At 62.2% G+C, this 15,163-nt stretch carries 15 protein-coding genes; 12 read left to right on the top strand and 3 right to left on the bottom strand.

What is annotated here, in order from left to right; translation table 11 throughout:
• The first annotated feature begins 139 nt into the window (after positions 1-139).
• Positions 140-1,765, top strand: coding sequence for a methyl-accepting chemotaxis protein (locus ACF8FG_RS20435; RefSeq protein ID WP_019438210.1), 1,626 nt, complete (start codon positions 140-142; stop codon positions 1,763-1,765).
• Positions 1,766-1,817: 52 nt separating this feature from the next.
• Here ACF8FG_RS20435 and ACF8FG_RS20430 read toward each other — a convergent pair whose 3' ends face one another.
• Positions 1,818-3,224 (bottom strand): cytosine permease, encoded by a 1,407-nt coding sequence (locus ACF8FG_RS20430; RefSeq protein ID WP_014590645.1) that lies wholly within the window; start codon positions 3,222-3,224, stop codon positions 1,818-1,820.
• Between the two features lie 316 nt (positions 3,225-3,540).
• Between ACF8FG_RS20430 and ACF8FG_RS20425 the strand changes: the two genes are divergently transcribed.
• From ACF8FG_RS20425 to ACF8FG_RS20380, 10 genes are all read left to right on the top strand, one after another.
• Entirely contained in the window at positions 3,541-4,026 is a 486-nt protein-coding gene (locus ACF8FG_RS20425) for a flavin reductase family protein (protein ID WP_003256061.1), read from the top strand.
• Positions 4,027-4,106: 80 nt separating this feature from the next.
• Complete coding sequence (locus ACF8FG_RS20420) at positions 4,107-5,147, top strand: LLM class flavin-dependent oxidoreductase (RefSeq protein ID WP_318080108.1); 1,041 nt, start codon at positions 4,107-4,109, stop codon at positions 5,145-5,147.
• 264 nt (positions 5,148-5,411) lie between these two features.
• Positions 5,412-6,008 carry an amino acid synthesis family protein gene (locus ACF8FG_RS20415; RefSeq protein ID WP_003256068.1) on the top strand — a complete coding sequence of 199 codons (597 nt, stop codon included), beginning with the start codon at positions 5,412-5,414 and terminating at the stop codon, positions 6,006-6,008.
• Positions 6,009-6,075: 67 nt separating this feature from the next.
• On the top strand, positions 6,076-6,909 hold the full coding sequence (locus tag ACF8FG_RS20410; RefSeq protein WP_014590642.1) for an alpha/beta fold hydrolase: 834 nt from the start codon (positions 6,076-6,078) through the stop codon (positions 6,907-6,909).
• Positions 6,906-8,387, top strand: a complete 1,482-nt coding sequence (locus tag ACF8FG_RS20405) for an aldehyde dehydrogenase (protein WP_003256071.1) — start codon at positions 6,906-6,908, stop codon at positions 8,385-8,387. The genes ACF8FG_RS20410 and ACF8FG_RS20405 overlap by 4 nt, the downstream gene beginning before the upstream one ends.
• Positions 8,388-8,399: 12 nt before the next feature.
• Positions 8,400-8,885, top strand: coding sequence for a flavin reductase family protein (locus ACF8FG_RS20400; RefSeq protein ID WP_014590641.1), 486 nt, complete (start codon positions 8,400-8,402; stop codon positions 8,883-8,885).
• Positions 8,886-9,071: 186 nt separating this feature from the next.
• Positions 9,072-9,461 (top strand): carboxymuconolactone decarboxylase family protein, encoded by a 390-nt coding sequence (locus ACF8FG_RS20395; protein ID WP_003256073.1) that lies wholly within the window; start codon positions 9,072-9,074, stop codon positions 9,459-9,461.
• A gap of 88 nt (positions 9,462-9,549) precedes the next feature.
• Positions 9,550-10,302 (top strand): GntR family transcriptional regulator, encoded by a 753-nt coding sequence (locus tag ACF8FG_RS20390; RefSeq protein WP_010954490.1) that lies wholly within the window; start codon positions 9,550-9,552, stop codon positions 10,300-10,302.
• Positions 10,303-10,304: 2 nt separating this feature from the next.
• A complete protein-coding gene (locus ACF8FG_RS20385; RefSeq protein ID WP_014590640.1) occupies positions 10,305-10,868 on the top strand; it encodes an NUDIX hydrolase in 564 nt (187 codons plus the stop codon).
• A 151-nt stretch (positions 10,869-11,019) separates the two neighbouring features.
• Positions 11,020-13,203, top strand: a complete 2,184-nt coding sequence (locus tag ACF8FG_RS20380; protein ID WP_041166949.1) for an ATP-binding protein — start codon at positions 11,020-11,022, stop codon at positions 13,201-13,203.
• A gap of 22 nt (positions 13,204-13,225) precedes the next feature.
• On the opposite strand, the gene ACF8FG_RS20375 is transcribed toward ACF8FG_RS20380, so the two are convergent.
• Positions 13,226-13,858 (bottom strand): LysE family translocator, encoded by a 633-nt coding sequence (locus ACF8FG_RS20375; RefSeq protein ID WP_014590638.1) that lies wholly within the window; start codon positions 13,856-13,858, stop codon positions 13,226-13,228.
• Positions 13,859-13,924: 66 nt separating this feature from the next.
• Positions 13,925-14,539 carry a LysE family translocator gene (locus tag ACF8FG_RS20370; protein ID WP_019438213.1) on the bottom strand — a complete coding sequence of 205 codons (615 nt, stop codon included), beginning with the start codon at positions 14,537-14,539 and terminating at the stop codon, positions 13,925-13,927.
• 111 nt (positions 14,540-14,650) lie between these two features.
• On the opposite strand from ACF8FG_RS20370, the gene ACF8FG_RS20365 reads away from it, so the two are divergent.
• Positions 14,651-15,103, top strand: coding sequence for an Lrp/AsnC family transcriptional regulator (locus tag ACF8FG_RS20365; RefSeq protein ID WP_014590636.1), 453 nt, complete (start codon positions 14,651-14,653; stop codon positions 15,101-15,103).
• Positions 15,104-15,163: the final 60 nt, after the last annotated feature.

Genomic DNA, 15,163 nt, shown 5'->3' with positions numbered 1-15,163 from the left:
GCATCATTGAAATCAAAAAAGTCACGAGGGTGAGACACACAAACAACTCCGCAGCGCATCAAGAGCCTGGCGCCATACCGGTGACCCGGCCATCCACCCAAGCTCCTGAGGCCTGCACGCCACCGTCAAGGAGCATTCCATGCAGTTACGGAATTTGAAGATCGGCATTCGCGCTGCAAGCGTGTTCGCCCTGTTGGGCATCCTGGTCCTGTTCATGGGCTTGATCGCACTTTACGAAACCCGGCAGATGGACAAAGCCACGGATGAAATCCGGGTGACCTGGATGCCGGCCGTAATAGCCCTCGGTGACATCAGCACCAACCTCGGGCGTGCCCGCGCCGTCACCTTGCGTGCCGCGCTGGACGACAACCCCAGTGACCGCGAGCGCAACCTGCAGATGCTCAACGGCATCAATACCGAGCTGAATAATGCGCTGAAGGATTATGCCGACACGATCATCGCTGCCGATGACCGCGCCCTGTTCAATGCCTTCAGCGCTGCTTATCAGCACTATTTCGAATTACAGACCCGTGTGCTGCAAGACATTCAAGCTGGGCACATGGACGATGCCAAACAGCAGATCAGCGGCCCGCTGACTCAGCGCGCCGACAGCATGATGCAGGCCATGGCAGCGTTGATCGCCTATAACGGCACAGGTGCCGAACAAGCCTCGCAGCGCAGCAGCGACGTAGCGGACGAAGCGTTCACCGCGCTGGTTGCCTCACTGGTGGTGATCATGCTGGCCCTTGCCGCCATCGCTACCGTGCTCACCCGCAGTATCGTCGTGCCGCTGGCCGATGCACTGGCTGTGGCCGAGCGCGTGGCGACAGGCGACCTGACCCGGGAGATACGGGTAACCGGCCGCGATGAGCCGGCTTTGCTGTTGCGTGCCCTGAGCCGCATGCAGGGCAGCCTGCGCGATACCATTCGCCAGATCGCCGCGTCTTCCGACCAACTGGCCTCAGCCTCGGAAGAACTGCACACTGTCACTGAAGACACCAGCCGCGGCCTGCATCAGCAAAGTGCAGAAATCGACCAGGCCGCCACGGCGGTGAACCAGATGACTGCGGCAGTCGAGGAAGTGGCGAACAACGCGGTCAGCACTGCTGATGCATCCAAGGGCGCTGACCAGACCACCCGCGATGGCCGCGACCAGGTCAACCAGGCGCTGGCATCCATCCAGCATCTGGTAGCGGATGTGACCGGCACATCGGCCGAGATCGAGCAGCTGGCCAGCAACGCCAACGAGATCAGCCGGGTGCTGGACGTGATTGGTGCGATTGCCGGGCAGACCAACCTGCTGGCACTGAACGCCGCCATCGAGGCGGCACGGGCCGGAGAGGCAGGACGTGGGTTTGCCGTGGTGGCTGACGAGGTACGCGCCCTCGCCCACCGTACCCAGCAATCGACGGCCGAGATCGAGCAGATGATTGCCGGGATTCAGACCGGCACCGAGCGGGCAGTGACAGCAATGCACAGCAGCCAGGATCGCGCCACGGGTACGCTGGAAGTGGCACAAAGCGCAGGACAGGCGTTGGAGGTGATTGCCGAGGCGATCGCTTCGATAAACCAGCGCAACCTGGTGATTGCCAGTGCGTCTGAGGAACAGGCGCAAGTCGCACGCGAGGTAGACCGGAACCTGGTGAATATTCGTGACCTGGCGATGCAAACGTCGGCGGGGGCGAACCAGACCAGCGCGGCGGCGCAGGAACTGTCGCGGTTGGCGGTGGACCTGAACGGGATGGTGGCGCAGTTCAAGGTTTGATCCAAAACAGCCGGGGCCGCGTTGCGGCCCCGGCTACAGCAACAGCGATCTATCAGTCGTTGACGCTTACCACCCGCCCCGCCTTCTCGACAGCCTTGCCGCGCGTCGCCAGGCAATAGTAAAGCGGCACGGTCACCAGCAAGCCGAACAGCCACGACAGGTCAGCCCCTTCGACAATGTTCGAGTACGGCCCCACATACAGCGAAGTATTGGCAAACGGCAGCTGCACCAGGATGCCGCAGGCATAGGCAATGATCGCGTGGTGGTTGAAGCGGCCATAGATGCCGCCGTCGGCACTGAAGATCGAGGCGATGTCGTACTGGCCCTTCTTGATCAGGTAGAAATCGATCAGGTTGATCGAAGCCCACGGCACCAGCACCAGCAGCAGCGCCAGGATCAGGCCGATGAACTGGCCGATGAAGTCCGCCGAGGCATTCAGTGCCACCATCCCGCAGCCCACCAGAATGACCGAGGCCAGGATCACCCGTACCCTGATGCTCGGCGTCCACTCGGCCATGAAGGTCTGGATCGCGGTCACGATCGACAGCACGGCGCCGTAAAGGTTGAGGGCGTTGTGGCTGATGATGTTAAGCAGGAACAACACCATCAGGATCGGGCCCAGCCAGCCGGTGGCCTGCTTCACCGCATCCATTGCGTCGGTGCCTTCCGGCACGCACAGCACCGCCACCGTACCAAAGCTGAAGCACAGGATGGTGCCCAGGGTGGCGCCAAAGTAAGTGGCCCAGAACGGCTTGGCGATGCCCACTTCACGGGGCAGGTAGCGCGAGTAGTCAGAGGTGTACGGCGAGAAGCTGATCTGCCAGATCACACCCAGCGACACGGTGGCAATGAAGCCCGACAGGTTGAACGCGCCACGACTGAAGAAGTCTGCCGGCAGGTCCTGGATGAACATCATGATGAAACCGGCCAGCAAAGCCGAACCCATCACCCAGGTACCGATGCGGTTGAGGATATGGATGAAGCGGTAGCCGATCACGCCAATGGCAGTAGCGCTCAGGGCACCGATCACGATCGCGCCGGGCATCGGCACGCTCGGCGCGATGCCGTGGATGGTCTTGCCTGCCAGGACAATGTTGGAAATAAAGAAGCCGACATAGATCAGCGCAGTGAAGAACACGATCAGCAAGGCACCGTAACGGCCAAATTGGCCTCGGCTTTGCACCATTTGTGGAATGCCCAGCTGCGGCCCCTGTGCAGAGGCCAGGGCGATGACCACGCCCCCGACCAGATGGCCCAGCACGATGGCGATCAGGCCCCACAACAGGTTCAGGTGGAACACCTGGACCACCATGGCGCCGGTCACGATAGGCAATGGCGCAATGTTGGTACTGAACCAGAGGGTGAACAGGTCGCGCGCCTTCCCATGGCGCTCGGCAGGTGGAACGTAATCGACCGTGTGATTCTCGACAAACTGGTGTTGCGACGACGGTTGGGACATGGTTTTCAGCTCGAAAGGTCGTTTTTATCTTTGTAAGGAAACCGCATCAAGGCGGCCTCTCAGCTGCGGACCATATTATGGTATTCCAAACTTTTGACAACACTGATCCGCATGAAAAAACGGCCACTGATCCGCTTGCAAAACCCCTGCGACAAACCGCCTCACCGCTCAAGGCCACGTTTTTCGTGGCTTTGGGCCGTTCATCGCGAAAACTCAGAGTTGAAAATTCCGCTTGCAAAATAGGTATTACGGTATACCATCAGACACATCAACGATAAAAACCGCGGACCACCGCAGCCCTTCAGAGGTACTCCCGATGATCGACGCAACTGTCTACAAGAACGTTCTGGGCTCCTTCCCGTCCGGCGTTACCGTCATCACCACCCAGGACGACGACGGCTCGGTCGTCGGCCTGACCGCCAGCGCCTTCTCCTCCCTGTCGATGGACCCGCCGCTGGTGCTGTTCTGCCCCAACTACACCTCCGACTCCTACCCGGTACTGATCAAGCAGAAGCGCTTTGCCATTCACCTGCTGTCCGGTGAACAGCAGGCCGAAGCCTACGCGTTCGCCAAGAAGGGCAAGGACAAGGCCAGCGGCATCGAGTGGACCCTGAGCGAACTGGGCAACCCGATCCTGGCCGGTGCCACCGCCGTCATCGAATGCGAACTGTGGCGTGAATATGAAGGTGGCGACCACGCCATCATGGTCGGCAAGGTACACAACCTGATCGTCCCTGCCGAAGCGCCACGGCCGATGGTGTACTGCCGCGGCAAGATGGCCAGCCTGCCGGCCTTTGCCTGAAGCCTGCAGTTGGACGCAGCCTGCTCCCACACTGAAGCCCGATTGACTGACGGGCAATAACAAGCGTTGAGGAAAAACCCATGAAATTTTCGTTGTTCGTACACATGGAACGTTGGGATGAACAGGTCAGCCACCGCCAGCTGTTCGAAGACCTGACCGAACTGACCCTGATGGCCGAAAACGGCGGTTTCAGCACCGTGTGGATCGGCGAACACCACGCCATGGAATACACCATTTCGCCAAGCCCGATGCCACTGCTGGCCTACCTGGCCGCACGCACCGAGAAGATCCGCCTGGGCGCCGGCACCATCATCGCGCCATTCTGGAACCCGATCCGCGTTGCCGGCGAATGCGCCCTGCTCGACGTGATCAGCAACGGCCGCATGGAAGTGGGCCTGGCACGCGGCGCCTACCAGTTCGAGTTCGACCGCATGGCAGGTGGCATGCCGGCCACCGACGGCGGCAAGGCGCTGCGCGAGATGGTGCCAGTGGTGCGCAAGCTGTGGGAAGGCGACTACGCCCACGACGGTGAAGTCTACAAGTTCCCGACCTCCACCAGCGTACCGAAGCCCTTCAACGCCACGCCGCCAATGTGGATCGCCGCCCGCGACCCCGACTCGCACAACTTCGCCGTTGCCAATGGTTGCAATGTCATGGTCACCCCGCTGATGAAGGGTGACGAAGAAGTGCTGGACCTCAAGAACAAGTTCCAGGCCGCCCTGGACAACAACCCAGGCGTGCCGCGCCCGCAACTGATGGTGCTGCGCCACACCCACGTGCACAGCCCGGCTGATCCGGAAGGCTGGAAGGTCGGCGCCCAGGCGATCTCGCGCTTCTACCGCACCTTCGATGCCTGGTTCGGCAACAAGACCACCCCGGTGAATGGCTTCCTGGAGCCGAGCCCGGAGTCGAAATTCGCCGAAGTGCCGGCGTTCCAGCTGGAGAACATCCGCAAGAACACCATGATCGGCACGCCGGAAGAGATCATCGCACGCATCAAGTACTACCAGGAACTGGGCGTCGACGAGTTCAGCTTCTGGTGCGACAACAGCTTGCCCCACGCCGAGAAGAAGAAGTCGCTCGAGCTGTTCATCAAGGAAGTGGTGCCGGCGTTCGCCTGAATTCCCATTGCCTGAATCATTGCGGGACGCGCCCGCTCCCGTGGGCCCCTTCGGCCTGCGTGAGCGGGCTTTTTTTTGAAACCTGTGCAGTCCCTGTGGGAGCGGGCAAGCCCGCGAAGAAGCCAGTACAGACAACAGAGAAATCAAGGCATCAGGCCACCTTTCGTCCCCCGACAAGAGAAATTTCCTGACACCTCTTGCACAACAAATATTATGGTATACCATCAGACAACAAGAGCTGATAACCCTCACCAGGAGCCATCCATGAGTTTCGAAATCCGCAAGATCGTCACCTACTCCGAAGAGACCCGCATCGAAGGCGGCAAGGCCACCGACAAGCCGGTGACCATGGTCGGCCTGGCCGTCGTGATCAAGAACCCGTGGGCCGGTCGCGGTTTCGTTGAAGACCTGAAGCCGGAAATTCGCGCCAACTGCTCGGAGCTGGGTGCCCTGATGGTCGAGCGCCTGACTGCTGCCATTGGCGGTGCCGACAAGATCGAGGCCTACGGTAAGGCCGCCGTCGTCGGCGCCGATGGCGAAATCGAGCACGCCTCGGCCGTGATCCATACCCTGCGCTTCGGCAACCACTACCGCGAGGCAGTTCAGGCCAAGAGCTACCTGAGCTTCACCAACAAACGCGGCGGCCCAGGCACTTCTATCCAGATCCCAATGATGCAGAAGGACGACGAAGGCCTGCGTTCGCACTACATCACCCTGGAAATGCAGATCGAAGACGCTCCGCGTGCCGATGAAATCGTCGTGGTCCTGGGCGCAGCCGATGGCGGCCGCCTGCACCCGCGCATCGGCAACCGTTACATCGACCTGGAAGAACTGGCTGCCGAAAAAGCCAACGCTCAATAACAACAACCAAGACGGGCCGGGGCGTGGCGTGCTTACCCGCCGCGCCCGACCTTCAAGGAGCGCCCCCATGATTCAGCCTGTCGCTGAACGCACACCTGCCGGCACCAGCTATCTGGATGTCGGCCAGGGCCAACCCGTGGTGCTGATCCACGGCGTGGGCCTGAACAAGGAAATGTGGGGCGGTCAGTTCGTTGGCCTGGCCAACGACTACCGCGTCATCGCCTACGACATGCTCGGCCACGGTCAAAGCCGCGTACCGGCCACCGACACGCCGCTGGAAGGCTATGCCGACCAGCTCGCCGAACTGCTTGACCACCTGCAAATTGCACAAGCCACCGTGATCGGCTTCTCCATGGGCGGCCTGGTTGCCCGTGCATTCGCCCTCAATTACCCGCAACGCCTGGCTGCACTGGTCGTGCTCAACAGCGTGTTCAACCGCACCCCCGAGCAAAGTGCCGGGGTGATCGCCCGCGCTGCCCAGGCGGCGGAGCTGGGCCCAGACGCCAACGTCGATGCTGCCCTGGACCGCTGGTTCAGCCGTGAATACAAGGCTGCCAACCCGGCGCAGGTCGCCGCCATTCGCCAGGTGCTGGCGAGCAACGACCCGCAGGGCTACCACACCACTTATTCGCTGTTCGCTACCCAGGACATGTACCGCGCCGACGACCTGGGCAGTATCCAGGTGCCGACGCTGATCGCCACCGGCGAACTCGACTCGGGCTCCACCCCGGCCATGACCCGCCAGCTCGCCGCCAGCATTCCTGGCGCACGCAGTGTGGTCCTCGCCGAGCAACGGCATATGATGCCGGTGGAAGCACCGCGTGAAGTCAACAAGATGCTGCTGGACTTCCTTACCCAAGCCCGCACCCTCACCGAATCCGCCAAGGGGATTGTTGCATGACCCTCGTTCGTTTCCAGATGTGCATCGACGGCCAATGGCGCGATGCCCAGAGCGGCAAGACCTTCGACAGCCTCAACCCGGCCACCGCCCAGGCCTGGGCGCAACTGCCCGACGCCGATGAAGCCGATGTGGAGCTGGCCGTTCAGGCCGCCCAGCGTGCCTTCGACAGCAAGGCGTGGCGCAGCATTACCGCCACCGCCCGCGGCAAGCTGCTGCGTCGTCTGGGTGACCTGATTGCCGAGAACAAGGAGCACCTGGCCCAGCTGGAAAGCCGTGACAACGGCAAGCTGATCCGCGAAACCCGCGGCCAGGTCGGCTATCTGCCGGAGTTCTTCCACTACACTGCGGGCCTGGCCGACAAGCTCGAAGGCGGCACCCTGCCGCTGGACAAACCCGACCTGTTCGCCTACACCGTGCACGAGCCAATCGGCGTGGTTGCCGGGATCATCCCGTGGAACAGCCCGCTGTACCTCACCGCGATCAAGCTGGCCCCTGCCCTGGCTGCCGGCAACACCATCGTGCTCAAACCGTCCGAGCACGCCTCGGCGACCATCCTCGAGCTGGCCCGACTGGCCCTCGAGGCCGGCTTCCCGGCCGGCGTGGTCAACGTGGTCACCGGCTACGGCCCCAGCACCGGCGCGGCGCTGACCCGCCACCCGCTGGTGCGCAAGATCGCCTTCACCGGCGGTGCCGCCACAGCCCGCCACGTGGTGCGCAGCAGTGCCGAAAACTTCGCCAAGCTGTCGCTGGAACTGGGCGGCAAGTCGCCGAACATCATCTTCGCCGACGCCGACCTGGACAGCGCCATCAATGGCGCCGTGGCCGGCATCTATGCCGCGTCCGGTCAAAGCTGCGTGGCCGGTTCGCGCCTGCTGGTGCAGGATGAAATCTTCGACGTGTTTGTCGAGCGCCTGATTGCCCGCGCCAAGCGCATCCGCATCGGCAACCCACAGGACGACGCCAGCGAAATGGGCCCGATGGCCACCGCACAGCAGCTGGCAGTCGTCGAAGGCCTGGTGGCTGCGGCCAAGGCCGAAGGCGCCAAACTGCATATGGGCGGAAAGCGTGCCGACGTTGAAGGTGACGGTTGGTTCTACGAGCCGACCCTGTTCGAGTGCGACAGCAACGCGATGACCATCATGCAGGAAGAAGTGTTCGGCCCGGTCGCCGCAGTGATTCGCTTCAAAACCGAAGAAGAAGCCCTGGCCATAGCCAACGACTCACAGTTCGGCCTGGCTGCCGGCATCTGGACGCGCGATCTGGGCCGTGCCCACCGCCTGGCCCGCGACGTGCGTTCGGGGATCATCTGGGTCAACACCTACCGCGCTGTGTCGGCCATGGCACCGATAGGTGGTTTCAAGAACAGCGGCTACGGCCGTGAGAGCGGCATCGATTCGGTGCTGGCCTATACCGAGCTGAAGACCGTGTGGATCAACTTGTCCACCGCGCCGATGCCCGACCCGTTCGTGATGCGCTAGGAGGAACACGAGATGATCGAACCCGGCATCTACAAAGACGTGATGGGCTCCTTCCCGTCAGGCGTCACGGTAGTGACCACCCTGGACGCCGACGGCGGCATCGTCGGCATTACCGCCAGTGCGTTCAGCGCGCTGTCGATCGACCCGGCGCTGGTGCTGTTCTGCCCCAACTATGCCTCCGACACCTACCCGATCCTGCGCGACAGCAAGCAGTTCGCCATCCACCTGCTGTCCGCCGACCAGACCGCCGAGGCCTATGCCTTCGCAGGCAAGGGCAAGGACAAGGCCAAGGGCGTCGAGTGGCACCTGAGCGAGCTGGGCAACCCCCTGCTGGCCAAGGCCACGGCGATCATCGAGTGCGAATTGTGGCGCGAGTACGACGGCGGTGACCACGCGATCATTGTCGGCGCGGTGAAGAACCTGGTGTTGCCTGAGCAGCCGATGACCCCGATGGTGTACCACAAGGGCAAGCTCGGCGCCCTGCCGCCGCTTGGCTGATACATCTTGAACTCGGTGTTGGCCTCTTCGCGGACTTGCCCGCTCTTACAGGTATCGCACAGATCCTGGAAGCTGTGGGAGCGGGCAAGCCCGCGAAGAAGCCAACCCCGATGCCACTGTTTTCAGGGGTCGCGCTAATCGTCTCACCCTCGATTGCGGCCCCTGTTTTATGCCGGAGTACTGCACATGAGCAATGAAAAGTACGAAAAGGGTCTGAAAATCCGCACCCAGGTGCTGGGCGAGGACTACGTCAACCGCTCAATCCAGAACGCAGATGAGTTCACCAAACCGTTGCAAGAGCTGGTCACCGAGTATTGCTGGGGTCACGTCTGGGGCCGCGAAGGCTTGTCGCTGAAAGAGCGCAGCATGATAAACTTGGCCATGATTTCCGCGCTCAACAGGCCCCACGAGCTCAAGTTGCACATTCGCGGTGCCCTGCGCAATGGCCTGAGCCGTGAACAAATTCGCGAAATCCTGCTCCAGGTCGGCATTTATTGCGGCGTACCCGCGGCGGTGGACAGTTTCCGCCTGGCCCGTGAAGCGTTTGCCGAAGCCGATGCGGAGCCAACCCGTTAACAACGGGCTGTTCGAACCACTGCATGGAAAGCCTCGGTTCGGGGCATTCCGCGATGTTGGCGCAACAGCCTCATAAAGAGCGCACCTGATGAAACGCCAGCCACTCGACGACAGCTTCAAGGTCAACCGCAACCCCGTTACTCTGCGCGAAATCGTGCTCGACAAGCTGCGCACCGCAATCATGAACTTTCATCTGCTGCCCGGCGACCGCCTGGTCGAGCGCGACCTGTGCGACCGCCTCGGCGTCAGCCGCACTTCGGTACGTGAAGCGCTGCGTCACCTGGAGTCCGAAGGCCTGGTCGAGTTCGCCGACGCCAAAGGCCCGCGCGTGGCCATCATCACCCTGGAAGACGCACGTGACATCTATGAGCTGCGCTGTGTGCTCGAAGGCCTGATCGTGCAACTGTTCACCCTCAACGCCAAGGCCAAGGACATCCGTGCGCTGGAACGCGCGCTGGAAGTGAACCGCGAAGCACTGGAAGAAGGTGAGCTGCAACAGGTGCTGGATTCGGTACAAGGTTTCTACGATGTGCTGCTGGAAGGCTCTGGCAACCAGGTGGCGGCCCAGCAGCTGCGCCAGTTGCAGGCACGCATCAGCTACCTGCGCGCCACCTCGGTATCGCAGGAAAACCGCCGCGGCGCCAGCAACCGCGAAATGGAAAAGATCGTCGAGGCCATCAAGGGCGGTGACCCGCTGGTAGCCCACCAGGCCTCGGTCGACCACGTCCGCGCCGCCGCCAAGGTGGCCTTGGACTACCTGCGCCAGAAGCAGGATGACAACGCCAAGGTGCGCGACATTGTCGAACCCTTGGCCCTGAAGGAACCCCGCATAGGTCGCTGATCATGCCCAATGCCCCGCGCTACTGCCCGCACTGCACCAAGGAACTGGCCCGGGGCGTTCCCACAGGCGATACCCACGAACGCCTGCATTGCGCCGGCTGCGGCTACATCCACTACATCAACCCCAAGATCATCGCCGGCTGCATCATCGAGCGCGATGGAAAGTACCTGCTGTGCCAGCGCGCCATCCCGCCGCGCCCCGGCACCTGGACCTTGCCTGCGGGGTTCATGGAGGCTGGCGAAACCACCGAACAGGCGGCGCTGCGCGAGGTATGGGAAGAAAGCGGCGTACGTGCAGACATCGTCTCGCCGTATTCGATCTTCAGCGTGCCAAAGATCAGCGAGGTCTACATCATCTTCCGAGCGATCGTCACCGAAGAAACCGGGCAGTACGGGCCTGAGACGCTGGCGTACAAGTTCTTCGAGCCGGACGAAATCCCGTGGGATGAGATCTACTACCCGGCCATCCGGCAAATTCTCGAGCGCTACATCCTTGAGCGGCAGGCCGGAGTGTATGGCATTTACATGGGCAATGATGACACCGGCAAGGTGCACTTCATGCGCTAGCCGGTCCGGCCTCTTCGCGGGTGAACCTGCACTCACCCGGATCGCGCAGTTACGGAGGCTAGTGCAGTGGCACAGCCCCTCACAAAACCCTCGCCAACGGTCTATTCTCGGTGCACCCTAAGGGCCTTGAGAAAGAGGACCGGCAAAGCACATGGCTAGATGGCTAGACGGCGGCGGGCTAATGGCCGAACGCATCCGCAACCACGAATGGGCCAGCACTCCCCTGGGCCCGCTGGAACATTGGCCCGACGCCCTGAAAACGACGATGTCTCTGTGCCTGGCCTCGCGCTTTCCGCAGGCCGTGCTGTGGGGCCCGGACTTGATCACCCTGTACAACGATGCCTTCACTCCGATTCTCGGTCGCAAGCCCCTGGCCTTGGGCATACCCTTCCGCGACGTGTGGCACGAAGCCTGGGATGAAATCAGCAGCATGGCGGACCGTGCGTTGGCAGGTGAAGCGGTGTACATCGAAGACTTCCCGCTGATGATCGACCGCAACGGCGGCCTGGAGCGGGCCTATTTCACCTTCTGCTACAGCCCGATTCGCGGCCATGATGGCGAGATACTGGGCATGCTCGACACGGTCACCGAAACCACCGCCAGCGTGCTCACCAACCAGCGCCTGAACTTTCTCGATACCCTCGGGCGGGCCGTGACCGAGGCAACCGACCCGGACCAGATCATGGCCATCACCACCCGCATGCTGGTCGAGCACCTCGGCCTGTCCAGCTGCGCCTATGCGGTGATGGACCCCGACGAGGACGGTTTCACCATTTGCGGCGATGCGGTGACACCCGGCTCACCACGCCTGTTGGGCCACTATCACCTGCATGACTTCGGCCGCCTGGCGGTCAGTCGCCTGCGCAGCGGCCTGGCCCTGGTGATCAACGACAACCTGCGCGAACTGGCCACTGACGAGGCGGCGACTTTTCAGGCCATCGGCATTACGGCCACCATCTGCATGCCACTGATCAAGGGTGGCAGGCTGACCGCGCTGATGGCGATTCACGACCGCGTACCTCGGGCATGGACCGACTACGAGCAAACACTGATCAGCGAAGTGACCGAGCGATGCTGGGCACACATACAACGGGCCCAGGCCCATGCCGAAGTGCGCGAAGCGATGGCGGCCCTTGAAGCGCTCAACACCAACTTGGAACATCGCGTCGAAGAACGCACCACTCAGTTGCTGCACACCGAGGCCGTGCTGCGCCAAGCCCAGAAGCTGGAAGCCATTGGCCAGCTGACCGGCGGCGTAGCCCACGACTTCAATAACCTGCTGACCATCATCCGCTCGTCGCTGCACTTCCTGCAGCGCCCCAACCTGGCCGAGGAGCGCCGCGAACGCTACCTCAAGACCATGTCCGACACGGTCGACCGTGGTGCCAAACTGACCGGTCAGCTACTGGCCTTCGCCCGCCGCCAGGCCCTCAGCCCACAGGTGTTCGAGGCCGGGCCTCGGCTGGAGGCCATGGCCGACATGCTCGATACCGTCACTGGCGCGCGCATTCGGGTCGAGCTGCAGTTACCGCAAGCGCCCTGCCACATCCGCGCCGACCTCAGCCAGTTGGAAACCGCGGTGATCAACCTGATGCTCAACGGCCGCGATGCCATGGCTGGCGAAGGTGCCTTGCAGCTGCGCCTGCAGGCCGACCAGTGCCTGCCGGCCTTGCGCGGTCAGCCTTCACAGCCAGGCCCGTTCGCGGCGATATCGGTGAGCGACAACGGAGTCGGTATCGCCACCGAGTTGCTGGAGCGCATCTTCGACCCGTTCTTCACCACCAAGGCCCCAGGTGAAGGTACCGGGCTCGGGTTGTCGCAGGTGTTCGGTTTCGCCAAGCAATCCGGGGGCGATGTACAGGTGAACAGCATCCCCGGCCAGGGCACCACCTTTACCCTGTATCTGCCGCAGGAGGCCCCAGCTGCGGCCTCGCCCGAAGACGCCTCGGCCGGCAGCCAGCCACAGGTACAGGGCGAGCGGCGACGAATACTGGTGGTAGAAGACAACCCCGACCTGGGCAGCTTCACGGCTCAGCTCCTCGAGGACCACGGCTACCAAATCAGCTATGCGCGGTCGGCAGAAGAAGCGCTGGCGCAGTTGACTGGCCCGTCAGGTGATTTTGATGCGGTGTTTTCCGATGTGGTCATGCCCGGCATGGGTGGCTTGGCACTGGCCCGCGAACTTCGCCGCCAGCGCCCGCAGTTGCCGGTGATCCTTACTTCGGGCTATAGCGAGGCGATTGCCGAAGGCGGGCACCAAGGGTTCACCTTCCTGGCCAAACCCTACTCGGCAGAACAGGTGTGCCAGATACTCGGCAAAGTATTCGGCCACTGATACCTTGCATCGCAATGGGCGATCAACGGCGCCCTTCTGACAGCATGCGCACCGCCAGCCCCGCCAGCACCGTTCCCATCAACCAACGCTGAACCTGTTGCCACAGCGGCCTGCCAGCCAGGAACACGGCGATGGAGCCGGCCATGATCGCAATCAGCGCGTTGACCGTAACGCTGATGGCGATCTGCGTTGAACCCAGCACCAGCGACTGCAACAGCACGCTGCCGTGGCCCGGTTCGATGAATTGCGGCATGAGCGACAGGTACATGACGGCAATCTTGGGGTTGAGCAGACTGGTGGCAAACCCCATGGTGAATAACCGCCGCGGGCTGTCGGCGGGCAGTTCACGGAGCTGGAACGGCGAACGGCCACCCGGCCGCAGCGCCTGCCAGGCCAGGTACAACAGGTACAGCGCGCCACCGATGCGCAGCGCGTCGTAGGCAAAGGGTACTGCCATCACCAGCGCCGTGATGCCCATTGCCGCGCAGAGCATGTAGATCACGAAGCCCAGAGCCACACCGCCAAGCGAAATCAACCCGGCTTTGCGGCCCTGGCATATCGAGCGGGAAATCAGGTAGATCATGTTCGGCCCTGGGGTCAGGACCATGCCGAGGCAGATCAGGGCGAACGTGAGCAGTTGCGAGGTTTCGGGCATGGCGCACTTCCTGGTTGTGCATTAGGGTGCAGCGAGTGTATCTGAAGTCATTCTGAACCGGTAAATTCAGGTCAATTGCCCGGCTATCAGGCCCACGGCCACGGTAATCATCGCCATCCCAGACACCCGCCCGACCAGCTTTGCCGCACCCGGCCGAGTGCTCAGCACCGCTTTGGCGCCATAGCCGACCAGCGTGTAGATCACCAGCGAACTGCACAGGTGGACCAGCCCCAACAACAAGATCTGCAATGGCACAGGCCAGCTCGACTGCGGGTCGGTGAACTGCGGTAGCAGGGCCAGGAACAGCAGGAATACCTTGGGGTTCAGGCCGCTGACGCAAAAACCCTTCAACGCCCAGCGCGAGCCCGACTCCCCCGCGCCGCCCTGCCCGGCCGCCGGCAAGGATGGGCTGAGCAACAGGTTGCCACCCAGCCACAGCAAATAGGTGCACCCCGCCAGGGTCAGCAAGGTCAGCGCCAACGGGTGACCAGCCAGCAGGCTGCCAACCCCGGCCGCCACCACCAGCGTGGCCAGGAAATGCCCCGACAACATACCCGCCACGGCTGGCATCACCCAGCGACCGCGCATGCCTGCAGAGATGGCATAGGCCCAGTCTGCACCCGGGGTAATCACGAACAGCATCGACACAGCCCAGAACGCCGTCAGCACACTGATAGCCACTTGAATCTTCCTTATCTACTGCATTGGGATGTCGAAAGATTACGGATTTCGTTCGGGGATATTCTTTCGTATATTTCCCCTTAGCATTCATGAATTGGAAGATTCTTCCCAATGGATAGAACTGATCGAAAAATCCTTGCCGAGCTGCAAAAAGACGGGCGCCTGTCGGTAACCGAACTGGCCGACCGCGTAGGGCTCAGCCTGTCCCCCTGCCATCGGCGTTTGAAGACACTGGAAGAGTCCGGAGCCATTCTGGGCTATCACGCACGGCTGGCGCCAAGCGCCCTTGGGCTGAACTTTGCCGCGTTGGTGTTCGTGACGCTACGCGAGGTGACCCGCCAGCCGGTGGCGGACTTTGAAACGGCACTGGCGCAGATCCCGCAGATTGTCGAAGCGCAACGGCTGTTTGGCGACCCGGATTACCTGCTGCATGTGGTAGCCAAGGACCTGCCGGCGTTTCAGAAGCTGTATGACGAGCATCTGACCAGTATTCCCAATGTGAAACGCTTGAGCTCGACCTTGGTGATGAAGGAAGTGATTCAGGATCGGTTGCTCCCCATGTAGCTGTTTCCTCTTGTGCCGGCCCCTTCGCGGGTAAACCCGCTCCTGCAAAGGTGACGTAGC

It is taken from the genome of Pseudomonas sp. YQ_6 (assembly GCF_043103245.1).
In the GTDB taxonomy this organism is placed as follows: Bacteria; Pseudomonadota; Gammaproteobacteria; order Pseudomonadales; family Pseudomonadaceae; genus Aquipseudomonas; species Aquipseudomonas alloputida.
Note: the sequence above shows the minus strand (reverse complement) of the source record. Positions and strands in the feature narration are given on the sequence as shown.

Coding starts and splice junctions, on each gene's coding strand:
- ACF8FG_RS20435 (WP_019438210.1), top strand. CDS start 140: ATGCAGTTACGGAATTTGAAGATCGGCATTCGCGCTGCAAGCGTGTTC.
- ACF8FG_RS20430 (WP_014590645.1), bottom strand. CDS start 3,224: ATGTCCCAACCGTCGTCGCAACACCAGTTTGTCGAGAATCACACGGTC.
- ACF8FG_RS20425 (WP_003256061.1), top strand. CDS start 3,541: ATGATCGACGCAACTGTCTACAAGAACGTTCTGGGCTCCTTCCCGTCC.
- ACF8FG_RS20420 (WP_318080108.1), top strand. CDS start 4,107: ATGAAATTTTCGTTGTTCGTACACATGGAACGTTGGGATGAACAGGTC.
- ACF8FG_RS20415 (WP_003256068.1), top strand. CDS start 5,412: ATGAGTTTCGAAATCCGCAAGATCGTCACCTACTCCGAAGAGACCCGC.
- ACF8FG_RS20410 (WP_014590642.1), top strand. CDS start 6,076: ATGATTCAGCCTGTCGCTGAACGCACACCTGCCGGCACCAGCTATCTG.
- ACF8FG_RS20405 (WP_003256071.1), top strand. CDS start 6,906: ATGACCCTCGTTCGTTTCCAGATGTGCATCGACGGCCAATGGCGCGAT.
- ACF8FG_RS20400 (WP_014590641.1), top strand. CDS start 8,400: ATGATCGAACCCGGCATCTACAAAGACGTGATGGGCTCCTTCCCGTCA.
- ACF8FG_RS20395 (WP_003256073.1), top strand. CDS start 9,072: ATGAGCAATGAAAAGTACGAAAAGGGTCTGAAAATCCGCACCCAGGTG.
- ACF8FG_RS20390 (WP_010954490.1), top strand. CDS start 9,550: ATGAAACGCCAGCCACTCGACGACAGCTTCAAGGTCAACCGCAACCCC.
- ACF8FG_RS20385 (WP_014590640.1), top strand. CDS start 10,305: ATGCCCAATGCCCCGCGCTACTGCCCGCACTGCACCAAGGAACTGGCC.
- ACF8FG_RS20380 (WP_041166949.1), top strand. CDS start 11,020: ATGGCTAGATGGCTAGACGGCGGCGGGCTAATGGCCGAACGCATCCGC.
- ACF8FG_RS20375 (WP_014590638.1), bottom strand. CDS start 13,858: ATGCCCGAAACCTCGCAACTGCTCACGTTCGCCCTGATCTGCCTCGGC.
- ACF8FG_RS20365 (WP_014590636.1), top strand. CDS start 14,651: ATGGATAGAACTGATCGAAAAATCCTTGCCGAGCTGCAAAAAGACGGG.